Genomic DNA, 17,841 nt, shown 5'->3' with positions numbered 1-17,841 from the left:
GGGGTGGCCTGTGTCACTATCGGATGGCAGTGGAGTCGACGCCGAACAGGCGGCGAGGTGGAAATCCGATATCAAAGTTCGTTCGACTTCACGAGGAGTAAACCTCGATCAAGGGTGCTGCATCGGACCCAACGCAGAATGCCCCCTTCGGGATCGTCGAGAATATCCGAGGCCACCAGCTAATGGCGCATACGTCACGCACGTGGCGGTGCAACACAAACGTAGGCAGCACTCAGGATGCGTCAATTCTATCCTGAATTTGTTGCGCCATAATGTGTTCCGAACTCCTGGCGGCTAGGTAACCCAGCGTGATCGACGTAACTGTGTGGCCGGACTCCATCGCCACACTCAGCATGAGTTCACAGATGCGCGTGACAAAATTCCGGCACTAAGCCTGACATCATCAACTCGATCAGGGTGATGTCGTCAACCTAGGAACCTTCCCCTCAAAGATCTGAACTGGCTGTTTCACCAATCGTTGCGCTGACGTGAACGAGCACGTCAGTACGCACGGTGTGCCTGGCATCCGGTCATCCCTCATCGTTTTCCCTCATCCTTCATTGGCTACTCTCACTGGATCGGTTCGTGTCTGCGGCAGGGGAAGGTGTGGTCTTGACTTCGAGAATCACGGAGGGTGTCTTCTTCAGTGCTCCGGCGGACCTGCCTCGAGGCAGGCACGAGTTGAGTAGGGACAAGGTCCTTTCCGCTCAGCGTGAGCGGCTCATGATCGCGACAACTGAGTTGATGGCGGAGTCCGGATATCAGGGCGTGGCAGTCCGTCGGATAGCCAAGCGCGCGAAGGTCTCACCCGCGGCCTTCTACGAATGTTTCCCCGACAAAGATGCGTGCGTGTTCGCTGCCTACGGTCGGTTCATCGAAGTATTGCTCAACCGCATTCGTGATGTCCTGCCGACCGCATCCTTCGCCTGGGATCATCGAACCATCGCAGTGGTGGTCGACGGTTACTTGAGTGCTTTGAATGCAGATCCTGTGGTGGCGAGGGCATTCCAGGTGGAGATGGACACTGTTGGGCGACGCGCACGTGTACAACGCCGAGCGGCGCTGGTGGGCATGGCGCAGGCATTGAAGTCAGAGCGCGAGCGCTCTCCCGGTAACCCGCGCGCACCCCTCAGTGCATATGTGGGCGCGGTATACGCAATCCGACAGCTCGCGTCCGATGCACTGGACGAACCTGAAGAAGGATCGGTTACCGATCTGTCAGCGGAGGCCGGCGTGTGGATCGCTGCAATGCTCTCCTCTGCGCAGGATGGAACGTGACCTGGGCGTTGGGCGCGGAGTAATCGATTAGGCGGTTGATCGCCTGAGCAAGCTCTGTCTGGTCGACAGATTGCGGCAGCTGCAAGTCGAGTGCCGCAATCGGGCGTCGTATCTGGTGACATAACGGCCCACTGCGAGCCGCGCCGCATTCACCGCATGTACCCAACGTCGCTGCATGTTGACCAAATCGGAGGAATTCAAAGCCTTCTGGCCCGGTGGCACGAGAACCGCGACAGTCGACGCGATCATCCGAATCGCCGGGTACGCCCCTGTCTGAACTAACTCACAGAAGGCGGAGCACTTGCCGGTAGCGTCCATCCTCAACCCTGGAAGTACTTGTCCACCACACACCGCGCACTTGGGTATGTGGACCGGAATGCCGACGAAGCCTACCGTCCGCGTCCCAACGAGCAGTGGGGCGCGATGAACGTTGAGCGGACCTCCCCGTGCTCGGAAACTGAATCCGTACCGAATTCCTCGCGGTAGACGGATCTTACTCGGATGACGAGTCTCTCTGAATTCGACTGCAGCGGAAAAGGTTCAGTTCCGGCAGTCGGAGGCGCGGTGGGAAGGGCCCGATCAACTGTTCGAGTACTCTGCCGGCAGGTTCAGGCTGATCGCGCGTATGACAGCGAGGCGAAATGTTCTCAGCGGAACTGAGAAGTCCCGCCCCCGTCCGGAGACGGGAGCGGGACTCGGGTGTCAGCGAACTCGGCAGCGCGTCAGACTGCTTCCTTTGTCGCCTGCGCTGCGAGGGTGAGCGCGATGTCGACGATCATGTCCTCCTGACCACCCACCAGACGGCGGCGTCCAGCTTCGAGCAGCAGTGTGCGAACGTCGATTCCGTAGCGCTCCGACGCAGCTTCGGCGTGGCGCAGGAAGCTCGAGTACACGCCGGCGTAGCCGAGAGTGAGGGTTTCGCGATCGACGCGGACCGGCCGGTCCTGCAGCGGTCGGACGATGTCGTCGGCGGCATCCTGCAGGGCGAACAGGTCGCAGCCGTGCTCCCACTCCTCGATGTTGGCGACGGCGATGAAGGCCTCGAGGGGGCAGTTGCCGGCACCGGCGCCGTGACCGGCAAGCGAAGCATCGACGCGGGTGACGCCGTTCTGCACTGCAACAACGGAATTGGCAACCGAGAGCGAGAGATTCTCATGGGCGTGGATACCGATTTCGGTGCCCTCGTCGAGGATGTCGCGGTATGCACGAACACGATCCGCGACGTCGTTCATCACCAGACGTCCACCCGAGTCGGTGACGTAGACGCAGTGCGCGCCATACGATTCCATCAACTTGGCCTGCTTGGCCAGTTCCTCGGCAGGCGCCATGTGGCTCATCATCAGGAAGCCCGAGACGTCCATGCCGATCTCGCGGGCGGTTTCGATGTGCTGCGCGGAGACGTCGGCCTCGGTGCAGTGCGTGGCAACGCGAACCGAGCGAACACCGAGGTCGTAAGCATGCTTGAGTTCACTGATCGTGCCGACACCCGGAAGCAGCAGCGTGGTGAGACGAGCGTGCTCGAGTACCTCGGCCGCTGCTTCGATCCATTCCCAGTCGGTGTTCGAGCCGGGGCCGTAGTTGAGCGAGCCGCCGGCGAGGCCGTCACCGTGTGCTACTTCGATCGCGTCGACGCCGGCAGCGTCGAGAGCTGTGACGATCCGCTTGACGTCGGTGGGCGAAATGCGGTGGCGGACAGCGTGCATGCCGTCACGAAGGGTGACGTCCTGGACGAAGATCTTGCGGTTGCTCACTTGGTTGCTTCCTTCTGCTGGGCGATGCGCTCCGCGATCTGCATTCCGGCGGACGTCATGATGTCGAGATTGCCGGCGTACGCAGGCAGGTAGTGTGCCGCGCCCTCGACCTCGAGGAACACCGACACCTGGTGGGTGGGGCGATTGCCGTCGACGAGCAACGTCTCGACGGGCTGGTCGGCCGGGATCTCGGTGATCTGGACTTCCTGCTTGAGTCGATAGCCGGGGACATACGCGGAGACGTCGCCGACCATCTTCTCGATCGACTGACGGATCTCGTCGTGAACAGCCGGGTCCGGTGCGTCGACGAGGCAGAAGACCGTGTCGCGCATGATGAGCGGCGGCTCAGCGGGGTTGAGGATGATGATGGCCTTGCCGCGACGAGCGCCGCCGACTGCCACGATCGCCTCGGACGTGGTCTCGGTGAACTCGTCGATGTTGGCGCGCGTTCCGGGACCGGCCGACTTGGAGGCGATGGACGCGACGATCTCCGCATACGCCACCGGGACGACCCGAGAAACAGCGGCAACCATCGGGATGGTGGCCTGGCCGCCACACGTCACCATGTTGACGTTGGGTGCGTCCAAGTGCTCGTCCGCGTTGACAGCCGGTACGACGTACGGTCCGATCGCGGCAGGCGTCAGGTCGATCATGCGCTTGCCGAGGGGAGCCAGCCGCGCGTTGTTGGCCACGTGAGCCTTTGCCGAGGTGGCGTCGAAGACGATCTCGATCTCGTCGAAGTTCGGCAGACCGACAAGGCCTTCGACGCCTTCTGCCGTGATTGGCACGTTCAGACGCGCGGCGCGAGCGAGGCCGTCCGACGCGGGGTCGATACCGACCATCGCGCCCATCTCCAGGTAGTCGGAGTTGCGCAGCACCTTGATCATCAGATCCGTGCCGATGTTGCCCGATCCGATGATCGCGACCTTGACCTTGCTCATGCGTTGTCCTCTTCGCTGGAGAAACTGGTGGTGACGGAACCGAGCCCGGAGACGGTCACGGTGACTACGTTGCCTGCGGTGACCGGTGCCATGGGGCCGAGAGCGCCGGACAGGATCACCTGCCCTGCGGTCAGCGGCTGCCCCAACTCACGTGCAGTGCGGGCGAGCCAGACGACGGCTTCGATCGGATCGCCCAGGCAGGCGGTTCCGACGCCGGTGGACACCTCGGTGCCGTCGACGGACATCGACATGACGACGCCGGCGGGTTCCACCTCGTCGAGGGTGCGTCGTTCGGTTCCCAGGACGTACACGCCCGAGGACGCATTGTCGGCGACGGTGTCACCGAACTTGATGTCCCACGACTCGATGCGGCTGTCGCAGATCTCGATCGCGGCGACGGCGTAGTCGATCGCACCGCGCACCTGCGCACTGTCCAGCGGTCCGTCCACGAGGTCGGCACCGAGCACGAAGGCAACTTCCGCTTCGACCTTGGGCTGGATCAAACGGCTCATGGGGATGGCGCCGCCGGCGGGGAACTCCATGTCGGCGTACAGCACGCCGAGGTCGGGCTGGTCGACACCGAGCTGCTGCTGGACTGCCACCGAGGTCAGGCCGATCTTGCGGCCTACGACCACGGCCCCCGCCTGCCGACGGATTTCGTCGACGCGGCGCTGGACGGCATAGGCGGCGACGAGGTCGTCGGCGCCGATCAGATCGCGCACGGGCGCGCAGGGAGTGCCGCTCGCGATGGCGGCTGCGAGGCGGTCCGCAGCAGCTGCGATGTCGGTCTCGCTAGCTGTACTGGTATTCGTGGGCTGGCTCATGGCCACTACTTTCGCCGCGGCACCGAGATTGCGCCAGGGAACTGTCTCACTCAGCGATACGCTGGGGAGGTGACTGGCAGCGCAAACCTCGACACCGTGCTCGGCAAGGCGGTGACGATCCTGCGCGCCTTCCGGGCCGACGACCACGTGTTGCCTCTGGCCACCCTGGTCCAGCGGACGGGCCTGCACAAGGCGACGGTGCACCGCCTGGCCAACGAACTGGTCGCGAACCGGCTACTCGACCGTATCGACGGTGGCTACCGGCTCAGCGGCGGCCTCTTCGAACTCGGCATGCTCGCCTCTCTCGAACGTAGCCTCCTGGAGATGGCGATGCCGTTCCTCCAGGACCTGTACGAGCGGACCCACGAGACAGTCCACCTGGGGGTCCGTGACGGCCACGACGTCGTATACGTCGCGAAGATCGGCGGCCATCGACAAGCCAACTCCCCGTCTCGGACCGGCGGCCGGATACCGCTGTATTGCACCGCAATCGGAAAGGCGCTCCTTGCTTTCTCCGACAACGAATTTCGCCGCGAAGTGTTGTCGGAACCGATGACGCGCCGAACCCCGCACACAATTGTTGCGCCCGGCATTCTCAATACTCAATTGAACCGAGTGGTCGAGACCGGTATTGCGTTCGAGCGCGAGGAATCAGCGCCGGGTCTCGCGTGCGTTGCGGCGCCGGTATTCGGAACCAATGACAAACCCGTCGCGGCCATCAGTGTCACCGGTCCCACCAGTCGCTTCGTCCCCGAGGGCCAGGTGTCCTACGTGCGCGCTGCTGCCGAAGGCCTACACAGCACGATCGCTCGCCGCGAACGATTGCGGTGATCTGGCCGTCCCGACCCGGACGAGCCCGGTCAATGCGTGCGGCAATGGCCCCTCGTGTAAGACGCCGAGACGTTGGGTCGCTCGGGTGAGGGCGACATAGAGTTCAGACGCACCGCGTGGGCCGTCGGCGATGATTCGCTCCGGTTCCACGACGAGCACGGCATCGAACTCCAGGCCCTTCGTTTCCGAAACCGGCACAGCGCCGGGCACACTCGCAGGTCCGATGACGACGCTCGTACCCTCGCGTCCGGCCTCGTCCTGATTAAATTCGTCGATGGCGGAGGCTAGTTCGTCGGCGGATATTTGTCTGGACCACGGCGCGATCCCGCAGGCGCGGACGGACTCGGGTGGCTGGACGTCTGGCGCGAACTCGGCGAGCAAGGCGGCGGCGACGCTCATGATCTCGGCGGGGGTGCGATAGTTCACCGACAGGGATCGGTAGATCCAGCGGCCGGGAACGTACGGCTCCATCATCGTCGCCCACGATCGGGCACCTGCGGGTGAACGTCGTTGCGCGAGATCACCTACCACCGTGAAAGACCGGTCCGGGCAACGGCGCATCAGGACTCGCCAGTCCATCTCGGACAGCTCTTGTGCCTCGTCGACCACGATATGCCTGTACGTCCAGTCTCGGTCAGCAGCAGCGCGTTCGGCGAGCTCCCGGGTATCGCGTTCGACGAAACGATCCGCCAGGTCCTCGGCGTACAGCATGTCTTGGGCGAGGAGATGATCCTCGTCGTCCATCAAGTCTTCACGACTGATCATCATGTCCAGCACGCCCGCTGCATACGCAGCCTCGTCGCGGCGTTCACGTTCGGCACTCTGGTCGACGGGCTTGTCCCGGCCGAGCATGTCCACCAATTCGTCGAGAAGCGGAACGTCGGACACCGTCCAGGCATCGCCCTCTCGGCGCAACAGTGTCTCGTCTGCGCCTGCCTTGCGTAGGCGTTCCGGCGAAGTAAACAGCTGTGTCAGTAGCTCTTTCGGTGTCAAGATCGGCCAGAGTGCGTCGAGTGCGGCGGCAAACGCGTCATTCTCCGCCAACTCTGCGGTCAGATCTGCGCGCACTTGTTCCCAGGCTTCACGGTCACTGCGTGTCAACCATCCCTTGCCGATCTGCGCTATCGCCCGCTCGGTCAGTGCCCAGGTGACGATTTCGGTGAACACAGTCCGAGCGTCGTTATGGGGGAGTCCGCTCGAACGAGCTTCTTCTCGGGCCCATTCCGCAGTTTCGGCGTCGATTCGCACTGTGACGTCCGCCAATTCGATCAACAACGGGTTCTCGGGCAAGCGCTGATGATCGGCAATCGCTGCGCCGAGAACGTCCAGGATCTTCAGCGAGCCTTTGAGCCCAGCGGCCTCCGGAGTGTCCTCGGCAGTGACGCGTAGACCGGGAACGAGATCACCGGTGGTCATGAACACCACGTCGGACTCGCCCAGCGAGGGCAGCACGCGGCCGATGTGGTTCAGGAACGCCGGGTTCGGCCCGACCACGAGAACGCCGTGACGTTCCATTCGCTCTCGCTGCGTGTAGAGCAGGTAGGCGACGCGGTGCAAGGCGACGACGGTTTTCCCGGTACCGGGGCCACCTTCGATCACCAGCACCCCGGGGTGTTCGAGTCGGACGATGTCGTCCTGCTCGGCCTGGATCGTGGCCACGATGTCGCGCATGCCCTCACCTCGCGGTGCGTTAACCGCAGCGAGCAAGGCGGAATCGCTGTGGGTGTCGTGTTCTGCGCCGTCAGGGCGCCCGAGTACCTCGTCGGTGAAATCGACCACGTGTCGACTGCGTGTGTGGAACTGACGGCGTCGACGCATGTTCTCCGGGTTTGCAGCGGTGGCAACGTAGAACGGGCGAGATGCCGGCGCCCGCCAATCGAGCAGCACCGGTTCGTAGTCGTTGTCCGCATCGAGAAGGCCGATTCGGCCGATGTACGAAGTCTCACCCGACAGCGAGTCCAACCGGCCGAAGCACAGGCCGTTGTCGGCTACGTCCAGCCTCTTCACCTCTTTGGCGAGCGCGCGCACCTCGGCGTCGCGTTCCATGAGTGCTTCGCCGTTTCCGCGCAGAGCGGTGTTGTACCTGCCCTTGACTCGGGCGCGCTCCGCATCGAGGCGAGCGTAGAGCCCCTTCAAATAGTTCCGCTCGGACCGCAGTTCTTCTTCGTATCCCTGGGTTGGCACGTGCCCTCACTTCCGCTGGCTGTTCCGATCCCGTAGTGGGTCGTGCGGGATCGGAAGAGCCATTCTGCGGCACTACCCGGGCCTTGCCGCAAGGCCCCCGGTGCGATATACATTGGTAGTGGAAGGGGGTGTCGATCCTCCCCCGGCTTTTTCCCACAGATCCTCTCGCGACCCCCCAGCCTGATGCACGGCTCCCAGCCTGGTCGATGTTTGGACCCCGAGTGTCACGGGTACAAATCCAGTGACCGGTGTTCCAAAAACGGTTCCCCTCATGAACTTACGTGGATCGAGGGATTGTGAAGGCGATACTGGCAACGGCCGCGAGCATCCTTCTGGTGGTTGCCTTGGCCGTCGCCGTCTTGCTTCTCCTTTCCGGATCACCGCGCGAAGGTACTTCGCACGAGCTCGCCGATACGGTTCACACGATCGGTGGGAAGCCGACAACCTGCACCGAGTTGTTCGGTGAAACATGCAGCTTTGCTTTGCAGTCGGACTACAACCAGTGGGGACAAAACCTCGAGGGTTTTGTCAATGCCGGGACCCTCGGACCTTTCGCCCGCAGTATCGGCTTCGTGGCGGAGGCGAAACTGAGCTTGCAGGCATGCGAGGTCAGCGCAACCGCCGGGCGGACGATTCTCGATTTCTACACTCTCGCCGAGATCGACCACCCCACGGCCACCACCACCGACCTCTTCCCCTTCTGGAACGAGTCCCGCCAATTCCTGTGCCCGGTAAACAGTTTCTGAGAATGCTGTTTGCTATTTGAGATGTTCGAGACGCATCGCTCGATCGGAGCCAGGTTGGGCGCAAGCGCGCGAATCGTGGACAGCGTTCCGCCCACGGGGGGATCGGTCTGTAGCTGGCTCATGAGCACTGAATAACACACGAGAGTGAACGGCACTCCCCTCGGTGGCCGCTTCTTGTACGCGTTGCGGCGTGTCGGTGCACGGATGTTTATGCGAATTTCGACGGGGTAGGGCCTTCTATGGGGGATTCCTACCTGTGTGGGATCCCTGAGCAACAATCCGAAACGTATTGGAGGGTCAACGTGCCAGATGACAAGAGCGGTCCCAGCGAGGGAATCAAAGGCGTCGTAGAGGACGTCAAGGGTAAGGCCAAGGAAGCCGTGGGTGCGGTTTCCGGAAACGACAGTTTGACCCGAGAGGGCCGCGCCCAGCAGGACAAGGCCGAAAGCCAGCGAGAAGTCGCGAAGAAAGAGGCAGAAGCCGAGAAGGCTCGCGCAGAAGCGGCCGCGGACGAAGCGCGACAGAAGTCCGAGCAATAGCCCTGACGCACTCGTCACCCTCGGCCTGGGATTGATCCCAGCCGGGGGTGAGTCGTGGCTCCGCGTTCAGTTTGAAATCTCTACTTACATAAGGCGTAACAAGATTCTTGCGCCCAGCATGACGATCAAGAGGAGCTGTTCGATGCCTTCATCTCAGTCCGTCCCAGGTGCACCGGCCCCGAAAGCGCCGGACCTGAAAGAGCCGGTCAAGCCTCGACAGCCGTTGCCGCCCAAGGATGACCAGCGGCAGCCGGAGGTGCGTACCGTCGCGGGTGCCGAGGAGAAGGTGAAGGGAAATGGTCGCGGCCAGCGGGGGGAGTACCTCACCACCGCAACCGGTACACGTCTCTACGAGACCGACCACTCACTCACTGCCGGCGAGCGTGGCCCGACTCTTCTTCAAGACCACCACCTGCGTGAGAAGATCACACACTTCGATCACGAGCGAATTCCGGAGCGCGTCGTCCACGCCCGCGGGGCGGCCGCACACGGAACGTTCCTGGCGAATGGCGCGGCCGAAAACATCTGTAAAGCATCGGTGTTCGCTTCCGGTGCTCGAACCCCGGTGTTCGTGCGGTTCTCGACGGTGCTGGGTTCACGAGGTTCGGCGGACACCGTACGCGACACACGCGGTTTCGCCACCAAGTTCTACACCGACGAAGGTGTCTTCGACCTGGTGGGCAACAACATCCCGGTGTTCTTCATCCAGGACGGCATAAAATTCCCGGACATCATCCATGCCGCGAAGCCCCACCCGGACCGCGAGATCCCGCAGGCGCAGAGCGCGCACGACACATTCTGGGATTTCGTGTCGCTGCACACCGAGGCCACGGCGCACACATTGTGGAACATGTCCGATCGCGGCATTCCGCGCTCCTATCGCATGATGGAGGGCTTCGGTATTCACACGTTCAGGCTCGTGAATGCCGACGGCGAGACGAATCTGGTGAAATTCCACTGGAAGCCGGCCGCCGGAGTGCATTCACTCGTGTGGGAGGAAGCGCAGATCGCCGGCGGTGTGGATCCGGATTTCCATCGACGCGATCTTGCCGACGCCATCGAGGCGGGCGCATATCCGTCCTGGGATCTGGGCGTGCAGGTGTTCCCTGATACCGAAGACGAAATGTTCGAAGGCATAGATCTATTGGATCCCACCAAGATCGTGCCCGAAGAACTCGCGCCGGTTCAGGTCATCGGAACGATGACACTCGACGCCAATCCGACGAACTTCTTCGCCGAGACCGAGCAGGTTGCATTCCATCCGGGTCACTTGGTTCCGGGTGTCGACATCACCAACGATCGTCTCCTGCAGGCGCGTTTGTTCTCGTACCTCGACACCCAGATCACGCGACTCGGTGGCCCCAATTTCGATCAGATCCCGATCAACCGGCCTCACGCGCCTGTCAACGACATGCTTCGCGACGGCTTTCATCAGGACGGTGTACATACCGGAGTTGCGCCGTACCATCCCAATTCGTTGGACGGTGGGTGCCCGTTCTTGGCCTCGGCGGAGAGCGCGGCCTATATCGAGGTGCCCGAAGAAGTTTCAGGGCGAAAGGTGAGGCAGGCGCCGGCATCGTTCGACGATCACTTCTCGCAAGCTCGACTCTTCTATCGCAGTCTCTCCCCTGTCGAACAGGAGCACGTCGCGCAGGCGTATACCTTCGAATTGGGTAAGTGCTACGAGGAGAACATCAAGACCCGGAATCTGGGCATCTTGGCAAATATCGACGCGGGTCTCGTGTCGATCGTCGCAGGGGGGCTTGGCCTTCCGGTTCCCGAACCGACCGAGCCGTTGAGTGATCCGGAGCTCAGCCCTGCACTGTCCCAGGTTGGTGCGGAATGGCCGGTAGACGGAAGGATCATCGCACTACTGGTCGATGAGAACTCCGATCTCGAAACGGTTGTCGCCGTTCGAGACAAGATCTTCGACGCCGGCATGGTGCCGCTGATCCTCGGCCCGCACGGCGGAACCATCGGGGACGGTGACGACGCGGTGACGGTGCAGCGAACGTACCTCACAGCTCGTTCGATCGAATTCGATGCAATCCTGCTGAGCGGCGACGTTTCTCGGATCGGCGAGGGCAAGTTGGATCCACGGGTGGAGACTCTGCTGAACGAAATGTATCGTCACAGCAAGGCAATTGGTGGTTGGGGAGAGAGCATGAGTGCGCTGGCTGCGGCCGGTATCGACGAGTCTGCATTGGGAGTCGTCGTCGATGCAGACGCGGAAGGAGCGCTCGCCTCGCTGGCTCAGCTTCTGAAGACGCACCGCGTGTGGGGGCGTTTCGAGGTGCCGCCTACATCCTGAGTGCCGACGTACGTTCGAACCTGCGGTGTGGCCGAATTGCCAGTTCGGCCACACCGTCGGAGTGAAGACGAGTGAAGGGACGAAACAGTGGCTCGCAAGGACTCACAACCTCAACTCAAGGATCAAGAACTCTACGAAGAGCTACGCGAGAAGGGCGATTCCAAGGAGAAGGCGGCCCGAATCTCCAATGCGGCCGCCAATCGAGGGCGGTCGAATGTCGCCAAGTCCGGCGGACAATCCTCGCCGTACGAGGAGTGGACAGTCGACGAGCTGAAGAAACGTGCCAAGGAACTCGATCTGCACGGCTATTCGAAGCTGAACAAGGGTGAGCTGATCGAGCAACTCCGCACTCACTGAGCTGTGTTCTGCTCGAGCGGTCGGTTCAGTGCCCTTCTTGATCGAAGAGTTCCTGACCTTCCAGTCGTTTGACCCGTCGGTGTTCCATCAAGATGGCCAGTGTTCCGACGATGAAGGACACCACGCACACGACGCCGGCAATGACTGCCCAACCACGAAATCCGTAACCTGCTGCCACCAAGGTCAATCCGAGTGTTGCCAGACCCAGCCCGATCAGCAGGTATCCGGGATAGTTGCGACCGTCGCTGATTGCCTCCCCTACGTGCGATCGATTTGTGTGTTCGTCATCTACCGGTGAACTTTCGCTCGCGTTTGTCACGGCACACTCCATCCTGAGCTCATGAAGACTTGCGATTCTTCGCTCGTCGTCGGTCCACAGGGCAACTACCCGATCGGTGACTGGATGAAACGGTCGGAGTAGTGCCGAAAGGGGTAGAAGGTCGTACGCTCGAAGTATCGGATGTGGATGAAAACCGGTGCGAGGAAGCCCTATGAACGCGAAGCCGACTCCCGACATATTCTCGGTAGGTACACCGACTCTCGGTGTCGAAGAGGAGTTCTTGCTCTGCGATCCGCAGACTGGACATCCCACTCTGCGCAACTCCGAGGTTGCTGCCGCCGGGCGGGAACTCGGTATCTCGCTGCAACTCGAACTCACGCGCTGTCAGGTGGAGACGTCTACGTCGATCGGAAACCATATTCGTGATCTTCGTGATCAACTCTGTGAGTCGCGTGCCGTCACCGCCGACGCCGCTGCCCGTGTGGGTTGTCAACTCATCGCAGTCGGGACGCCGTTCTACGATCCGCCGGTAGACGAGATCACTCAAACGTCGCGATACCAGCGAATGGCCGGTCAATTCGGAGCGATCACCGAAGGTGTGATGTGTGGTTGCCACATTCATGTCGGTGTGGAAGATCGAGAACGATCGGTCCAAATCATCAACCATCTGCGCCCATGGTTACCGACCTTGTTGGCACTGACGGCGAACTCTCCGATCAGCGCCGGTCGCGATACCGGTTATGCGAGTTGGCGTTACGTTCTGTTCGGCCGATGGCCCAGTTCGGGTCCGCCGCCCTACTTCGAGTCCGTGGCGCACTACGAAGATGCTGTTGCAGCAATGCTGGAGACAGGGGTCATTCTCGATCCACACATGGTCTATTGGGATGTGCGCATGTCGGATCACCTTCCCACCGTGGAGATTCGGATCAGCGACGTGCCCGCCACCGTGGAGGAGACGATGACTCTGGCCACACTGGTGCAGGCACTCGTCGGTACCGCATCCGCCGCGATCACGAAAGGTGAAGCAGCGCCTGCTGTCGATCACGAGCTACTCCGCGCGGCTTGCTGGCGGGCGGCGCGTGACGGACTCGACGGCAGGTCGCTGGACGTGGAGTCCGTGCGCTTGCTGACTGCACACCAGGCGGTTCGGCGATTGGTGGATCATGTCGAACCTGCTCTGACCGCATTCGGAGAGTTCGAGCAGGTCACGGCTTCCTTGGACAAGGTCTTCAGCAACGGAAACGGGGCGATCGTGCAGCGCCGGCAACTCGCACGCCGGTCACGGGTGGCTGATGTGATCGACGAGTGCGCCCGACGCACTTTCGAAGGGTGCAGTTCACAAGGTGGCAGTGAGCTGTAGGGCACGGTTGGAATTGGCATTCCAAGACTTCCAATTTCCTATCGAGGTGACCGATCGGACAGCAGGAGGAGCAACATATGAATGGCGATCCACGACCCGAGCTTCCGTCGGACAAGGATCTCGACGATATGTGCAGGCAGTTGGCCGCAGTAGTAGAGGAACACGGTCTGTCGGTGGCGACGGCGGAATCGTTGACCGCCGGGAACATCGCCGCACATCTAGGAAAGGCGCCGGACGCCGGATCGTGGTTTTGTGGTGGGATCGTCGCGTACACCCGCGAGGTGAAACATTCCGTACTTCATGTTCCGGACGGGCCAGTGGTCTGCGAAGAGGCAGCCAGGGTCATGGCGCACAGCACCGCCACACTGATGGGTGCGTCGCTGGCGCTGGCCGTCACCGGTGAAGCCGGTCCTGATACCCAGGAGAACGTTCGACCCGGAACTGTGTGGTTCGGAGTCGTCGACCATGGGACCGCCGAAACGGAGAAGCAGGTTTTCTCGGGTGACCCCGAAGCTGTCCTCGGTGCAACTGTCGAGCACGCGATCCAACTACTTCTGCGTCACGCATCCGGTCGCCTCACACCGAGTTCGAGAGTTGTGAACTAGTCGAGTTTTCAACTCTTCGAACGGTTCTTCTTCTGACGACCGGTGTGTTTCGCAGGCGCCTGCGCGGTTGGAACCAGATGACCGTCGGCCGTGTATTTTTCGACTACGAGGTTCTTGCTGACTCCTCGGTTCGCATCCACTGCGCAAGTGATTGCTTCCTTGTCGGAATTGAAAGGTTCCTCGGTCGAAGAGCCGTCGGGCATCGTGATTTTGTACCGATCCATACATCGACTATTGCGGGTTGATCCGTCTCCGACAACCCGAGTTCACGGAAATATCGGTCTGGGAATCAGGCGGATCAGCGGGTCCAATACTCTTCGGGACGTTGACCCGGACGGAATCCGTAGTGCGCGAGCATCGCGGTCGCTTCCGGAAAATTGGCTGCCAGAGCTTCGGGCACATGTGCATCGCTGCCGAATGTCACCGCTTTACCTCCCTCTTCGCTCCACCATTGGGGTATCCAGGGCAACAGCCGACGGGTGTTCATCTCGAGGATCCGGTCGCTGTCGGCGATGGCGCGCATCGCATTTCGGAATCCCTCTTCGAATCGACGGGGATCGAAAGGTCCGGCACTTTCGATCGGCCATGCACGCACCGCGTAGTCGATATGGGTGAACACCTCGAAGGTCCGAGAGCCAGCCACCATACGCGGGATCTCATCGAGGTATGCCCACATGACTTCGTCGGCGCTCCACTCTCGAAACAGTGTGTTCGGTTCACTCCGATCGTCGCCGACTTCGAGCGTGTGCAAGGAACCCAATACCCGGTCGATGACACCGAGATCAAGGAGGTGCGACGCCTGCGCTTCGTGCAGGTGCGGTTGTCCGAACTCGACGCCGGTGAGTATCCGCAATTCAGGAAAACGGTGTCGGCATCGTTCGATGCTGTCGAGATAGCCGTCGACGTCGAGGATCGGCACGCGCGCAAGTCTGTTGCATTCGTCCGGATGCGTGCGACAGCGGTCCGCCGGTGTCCCACGACCACTCGCTGTGAACATGACTGTCCGCGGGTAGTTGCATGTTCAGTTCGTACCAGAGCCGGGAGTTTCGGGGGGCGGTTAAAGCTCGGACTGTCGCGCGAATTCGCTCTGTGCAGTGGTTCCCCAAATCTCGGAGGACTGAGTCTCGGGCTCGCTGTCCAGCTTTCGGACGTCGTGGATGAACTCCACACCGTGCAGTTCGTCGGACGGAACCGACAGAAGCTTGCACGTGGTGCTGACGAAGAATCGCTGGACATCTTCCAACTCGAGACGCCCACCGGGCCGGTACCAGTGCGCGACCCCGGTACACATCTCGAGTATCGCGAGTCGGCTCAATGCCAGATCTTCGATGTCGAAGGCGCCCACGCGTTGTCCGCGTTCGAGGATCTGTCCGAAAAGTTGCTCGTACTCGTCGCGCAGCGTCTGCAACTCGATGCGGTTGTCTCCGGTCAACCCGCGCATCTCGTACTCGGCGACGCGGGCAGTCAGTTGGTTGACGGCGGTAATGCCTACGTGTGACGACACCAGGCCGGCGAGCTGGACTACGGGATCGGCGCTTCGGCGCATTGCCCGCTCGCCCGACTGCGTCAGCTCGTCGAGGCAGGACCGAATGATCGAGGCCAACAGTGACTCTTTGCTGCCGACGTAGTGGTAGAGCGTTGCCGAGTTGATGCCGGCTTCGGCTCCGAGCTCACGAATGCCGGTGGCGGCGAATCCTTTCGTCGCGAACAGCGTGACTGCCGCCCGTTGAACGCGCCCCAGGTCCATGATCCTCATTTCGGTTGGTTGCCCAATCATGCTAGCATCGCCGCCGAAATCGACCGTCCGTCAATCAGTCGATTGATAGCTGTTTATGTACTGGCAAATTGCATCTCAATTAATCAATCGATCGATTGAAAAAAGCTTGACTGTGCCCTGGGTCACTGCATAGTCTCCTTGTCGAGCCTCCCTCTCGGTGCGAGAGCTAACAGGGCACTCCATACAAGGAGCAATGACATGAACGACGCGAATCCCCCATCTCCCGCAACTGTCGACAGGCCTGCCCTGCGGCGTGTGGCCGGATCGGTTCTGGTCGGCACCACGATCGAGTGGTACGACTTTCAGATCTACGGCGCCTCCGCCGCGTTGGTCTTTGCGCCGCTGTTCTTTTCGGGCGCAGACCCCGCGCTGGCGACGATTCTTTCCTTCGCCACCTTCGCGGTCGGCTTCCTGGCGCGGCCACTCGGCGGTGTTGTGATGGGCCACTTCGGCGACCGCATCGGACGCAAGAAGGTCTTGGTGCTCGCACTTCTCTTGATGGGAGCAGCGACGTTCCTGGTCGGCGTCCTTCCGACCTCCGCCCAGATCGGTGTCTGGGCCCCGATTCTTCTCGTATTGCTGAGACTGATTCAGGGCTTCGGCGTCGGGGGTGAGTGGGGCGGTGCAGTTCTGACTGCTGTGGAATACGCACCCAAGAACCGCCGCGGCTTCTACGGCAGTATGCCGCAGGTCGGTGTGCCTGCTGGCCTTCTGCTGGCGACGGCCGTCATGTTCGGCACCAAGGCGCTCACGGGGGACCAATTCCTGGTGTGGGGGTGGAGAATTCCCTTCCTGCTGAGTATCGCGTTGGTCGCCGTTGGGCTTTACATCCGCACCGCGTTGGAAGAGACTCCCGCATTCGCTCGCGTGAAGCAGCAGAACACCGCGGTCAAGATTCCGATGGTCGACGCGTTCAAGAACTACCCTCGTCAAATCATTCTTGCCGCAGGTTCGATGATCAGCACGGGCGCTTACTTCTACATCCTCAACACCTACAGCCTGACCTATGCCGATCAGTTCGATCTGCTGTCCGGAAACCTCATGCTCGGAGCGGTCATGGTGTCCGCGCTCGTTGCAGTCATTTTCATTCCGATCTTCGGTCAACTGTCCGAAAAATTCGGCCGACGCCGGATCCTGATGGTCGGCATCACCGGCATGGGAGTGTGGGTCTTCGTTGCATTCGCCGCGATAGATACCGGCAACTTCTGGATCACCACCGGCGCATTGGCAGTCGGCGCATTCATGCTCAGCATCTCATATGGGCCGCAGGCGACGTTCATCGCGGAACTGTTCGACGCACGGGTGCGGTACAGCGCAGCGTCCATCGCTTTTCAGATCGGGGTGCTCTTGGGTGGTGCAATCGCGCCGATGGTTGCCGCCATGTTGGTTCGCGCAACCGGCGGATCGTTTGCGGTCGCTGTGTATATCGCTGCCCTGTCGGTTATTTCGCTGATCAGCGTCTATTTCGTCCGTGACACCGACCTCGACGAAGGAAGTCGCGACATGTACATCGATGACAACGGGGCGTATCTGCCGCCGGTCGATCAACGCTCCACGGTTGTCAACTAATAGAGGAAACTTCAATGATCACAAAGAGTTTCGAAGAGATCTCTGTCGGAGACATTGCGGTGACGGACCCGCGGGTCGTCACCGAAGACTATGTGCGAAATTTCGCCGACCTCACCTGGGACCGCCATCCTCTTCACCTCGACCCCGACTATGCGCAGCAGACGCGCTTCGGTCGCCAGATCGCCCATGGTGCTCTCATGTTGTCCACCTTGCTCGGCCTGGTGGAGTTGGACCCCCGTTACCTGCAGTGCTTCTACGGGCTCGATCAGGTCAGATTCCACCGGCCGACTTACCTCGGCGACTCGGTGCATGCGGTGTCGGAAGTGCTGTCGGTGCGCCCTCGCTCGGACGGTGAGACCGCGATCGTGACGTCGAAAGGCTCACTCGTCAACCAAGACGGAGACCTTGTCTTCTCCGGCGAATTCTCATTCCTGGTAGGCGAGACCCATTCCCTCGAAATCGAAGTGGGTGCTCGGTGAGTTCTCGGC

Annotated in this window: 18 protein-coding genes; 10 read left to right on the top strand and 8 right to left on the bottom strand. The window is 61.4% G+C overall.

The genetic code is table 11. The annotated features are described in order from the left end of the window. Positions 1-612 precede the first annotated feature (612 nt). The gene (locus ACVZUB_RS28635) at positions 613-1,278 is read left to right on the top strand and encodes a TetR/AcrR family transcriptional regulator (RefSeq protein WP_054782007.1); all 666 of its coding nucleotides are present in this window, start codon (positions 613-615) and stop codon (positions 1,276-1,278) included. A gap of 722 nt (positions 1,279-2,000) precedes the next feature. Here ACVZUB_RS28635 and dmpG read toward each other — a convergent pair. The 3 genes from dmpG to ACVZUB_RS28620 are packed head-to-tail and all read right to left on the bottom strand — an operon-like array spanning position 2,001 to position 4,794. Next, positions 2,001-3,029, bottom strand: coding sequence for a 4-hydroxy-2-oxovalerate aldolase (dmpG, locus tag ACVZUB_RS28630; protein WP_020909650.1), 1,029 nt, complete (start codon positions 3,027-3,029; stop codon positions 2,001-2,003). After that, entirely contained in the window at positions 3,026-3,970 is a 945-nt protein-coding gene (locus tag ACVZUB_RS28625; RefSeq protein WP_003943168.1) for an acetaldehyde dehydrogenase (acetylating), read from the bottom strand. Before ACVZUB_RS28625 ends, dmpG begins: the two co-directional genes overlap by 4 nt. Then, a complete protein-coding gene (locus tag ACVZUB_RS28620) occupies positions 3,967-4,794 on the bottom strand; it encodes a 2-keto-4-pentenoate hydratase (RefSeq protein ID WP_007735684.1) in 828 nt (275 codons plus the stop codon). Before ACVZUB_RS28620 ends, ACVZUB_RS28625 begins: the two co-directional genes overlap by 4 nt. A gap of 69 nt (positions 4,795-4,863) precedes the next feature. Here ACVZUB_RS28620 and ACVZUB_RS28615 point away from each other — a divergent pair, with 69 nt between their 5' ends. Further along, a complete protein-coding gene (locus tag ACVZUB_RS28615) occupies positions 4,864-5,625 on the top strand; it encodes an IclR family transcriptional regulator (RefSeq protein WP_482627998.1) in 762 nt (253 codons plus the stop codon). Here ACVZUB_RS28615 and helR read toward each other — a convergent pair. Then, positions 5,587-7,809, bottom strand: coding sequence for an RNA polymerase recycling motor ATPase HelR (gene helR, locus ACVZUB_RS28610; protein WP_482627997.1), 2,223 nt, complete (start codon positions 7,807-7,809; stop codon positions 5,587-5,589). The genes ACVZUB_RS28615 and helR overlap by 39 nt on opposite strands. A 281-nt stretch (positions 7,810-8,090) precedes the next feature. Between helR and ACVZUB_RS28605 the strand changes: the two genes are divergently transcribed. The 4 genes from ACVZUB_RS28605 to ACVZUB_RS28590 all read left to right on the top strand — a co-directional run bounded on the left by ACVZUB_RS28605 (position 8,091) and on the right by ACVZUB_RS28590 (position 11,762). Then, positions 8,091-8,555 (top strand): hypothetical protein, encoded by a 465-nt coding sequence (locus ACVZUB_RS28605; RefSeq protein WP_225320190.1) that lies wholly within the window; start codon positions 8,091-8,093, stop codon positions 8,553-8,555. Positions 8,556-8,857: 302 nt separating this feature from the next. Further along, positions 8,858-9,094: a microaggregate-binding protein 1 gene (gene mbp1, locus ACVZUB_RS28600; RefSeq protein ID WP_003943084.1), complete on the top strand. Its 237-nt coding sequence runs from the start codon at positions 8,858-8,860 to the stop codon at positions 9,092-9,094. Between the two features lie 142 nt (positions 9,095-9,236). Next, positions 9,237-11,405, top strand: a complete 2,169-nt coding sequence (locus ACVZUB_RS28595; RefSeq protein WP_003943216.1) for a catalase — start codon at positions 9,237-9,239, stop codon at positions 11,403-11,405. Positions 11,406-11,492: 87 nt separating this feature from the next. After that, positions 11,493-11,762, top strand: coding sequence for a DUF7218 family protein (locus tag ACVZUB_RS28590; RefSeq protein WP_003943161.1), 270 nt, complete (start codon positions 11,493-11,495; stop codon positions 11,760-11,762). A 25-nt stretch (positions 11,763-11,787) separates the two neighbouring features. Here ACVZUB_RS28590 and ACVZUB_RS28585 read toward each other — a convergent pair whose 3' ends face one another. Further along, positions 11,788-12,093 (bottom strand): hypothetical protein, encoded by a 306-nt coding sequence (locus ACVZUB_RS28585; protein ID WP_007735689.1) that lies wholly within the window; start codon positions 12,091-12,093, stop codon positions 11,788-11,790. A 160-nt stretch (positions 12,094-12,253) separates the two neighbouring features. Between ACVZUB_RS28585 and ACVZUB_RS28580 the strand changes: the two genes are divergently transcribed. Then, the gene (locus ACVZUB_RS28580) at positions 12,254-13,402 is read left to right on the top strand and encodes a glutamate--cysteine ligase 2 (protein ID WP_482627996.1); all 1,149 of its coding nucleotides are present in this window, start codon (positions 12,254-12,256) and stop codon (positions 13,400-13,402) included. A gap of 77 nt (positions 13,403-13,479) precedes the next feature. Continuing rightward, positions 13,480-14,007, top strand: a complete 528-nt coding sequence (locus tag ACVZUB_RS28575) for a CinA family protein (protein ID WP_063315458.1) — start codon at positions 13,480-13,482, stop codon at positions 14,005-14,007. 8 nt (positions 14,008-14,015) lie between these two features. Here the strand turns inward: ACVZUB_RS28575 and ACVZUB_RS28570 are convergent, their stop codons facing one another. The 3 genes from ACVZUB_RS28570 to ACVZUB_RS28560 all read right to left on the bottom strand — a co-directional run bounded on the left by ACVZUB_RS28570 (position 14,016) and on the right by ACVZUB_RS28560 (position 15,763). Beyond that, positions 14,016-14,231, bottom strand: coding sequence for a hypothetical protein (locus ACVZUB_RS28570; protein ID WP_063315459.1), 216 nt, complete (start codon positions 14,229-14,231; stop codon positions 14,016-14,018). Positions 14,232-14,305: 74 nt separating this feature from the next. After that, complete coding sequence (locus ACVZUB_RS28565; RefSeq protein ID WP_482627995.1) at positions 14,306-14,926, bottom strand: PHP domain-containing protein; 621 nt, start codon at positions 14,924-14,926, stop codon at positions 14,306-14,308. Between the two features lie 138 nt (positions 14,927-15,064). Continuing rightward, the gene (locus tag ACVZUB_RS28560) at positions 15,065-15,763 is read right to left on the bottom strand and encodes a TetR/AcrR family transcriptional regulator (protein WP_225320187.1); all 699 of its coding nucleotides are present in this window, start codon (positions 15,761-15,763) and stop codon (positions 15,065-15,067) included. A 219-nt stretch (positions 15,764-15,982) separates the two neighbouring features. Here ACVZUB_RS28560 and ACVZUB_RS28555 point away from each other — a divergent pair, with 219 nt between their 5' ends. Both ACVZUB_RS28555 and ACVZUB_RS28550 read left to right on the top strand, forming a co-directional pair. After that, positions 15,983-17,353 carry an MFS transporter gene (locus ACVZUB_RS28555; protein WP_042448184.1) on the top strand — a complete coding sequence of 457 codons (1,371 nt, stop codon included), beginning with the start codon at positions 15,983-15,985 and terminating at the stop codon, positions 17,351-17,353. A gap of 14 nt (positions 17,354-17,367) precedes the next feature. After that, positions 17,368-17,832 carry a MaoC family dehydratase gene (locus ACVZUB_RS28550; protein WP_083056207.1) on the top strand — a complete coding sequence of 155 codons (465 nt, stop codon included), beginning with the start codon at positions 17,368-17,370 and terminating at the stop codon, positions 17,830-17,832. Positions 17,833-17,841: the final 9 nt, after the last annotated feature.

It is taken from the genome of Rhodococcus sp. OS5 (genome assembly GCF_056837585.1).
This window is presented reverse-complemented; position numbering and strand designations above follow the sequence as displayed.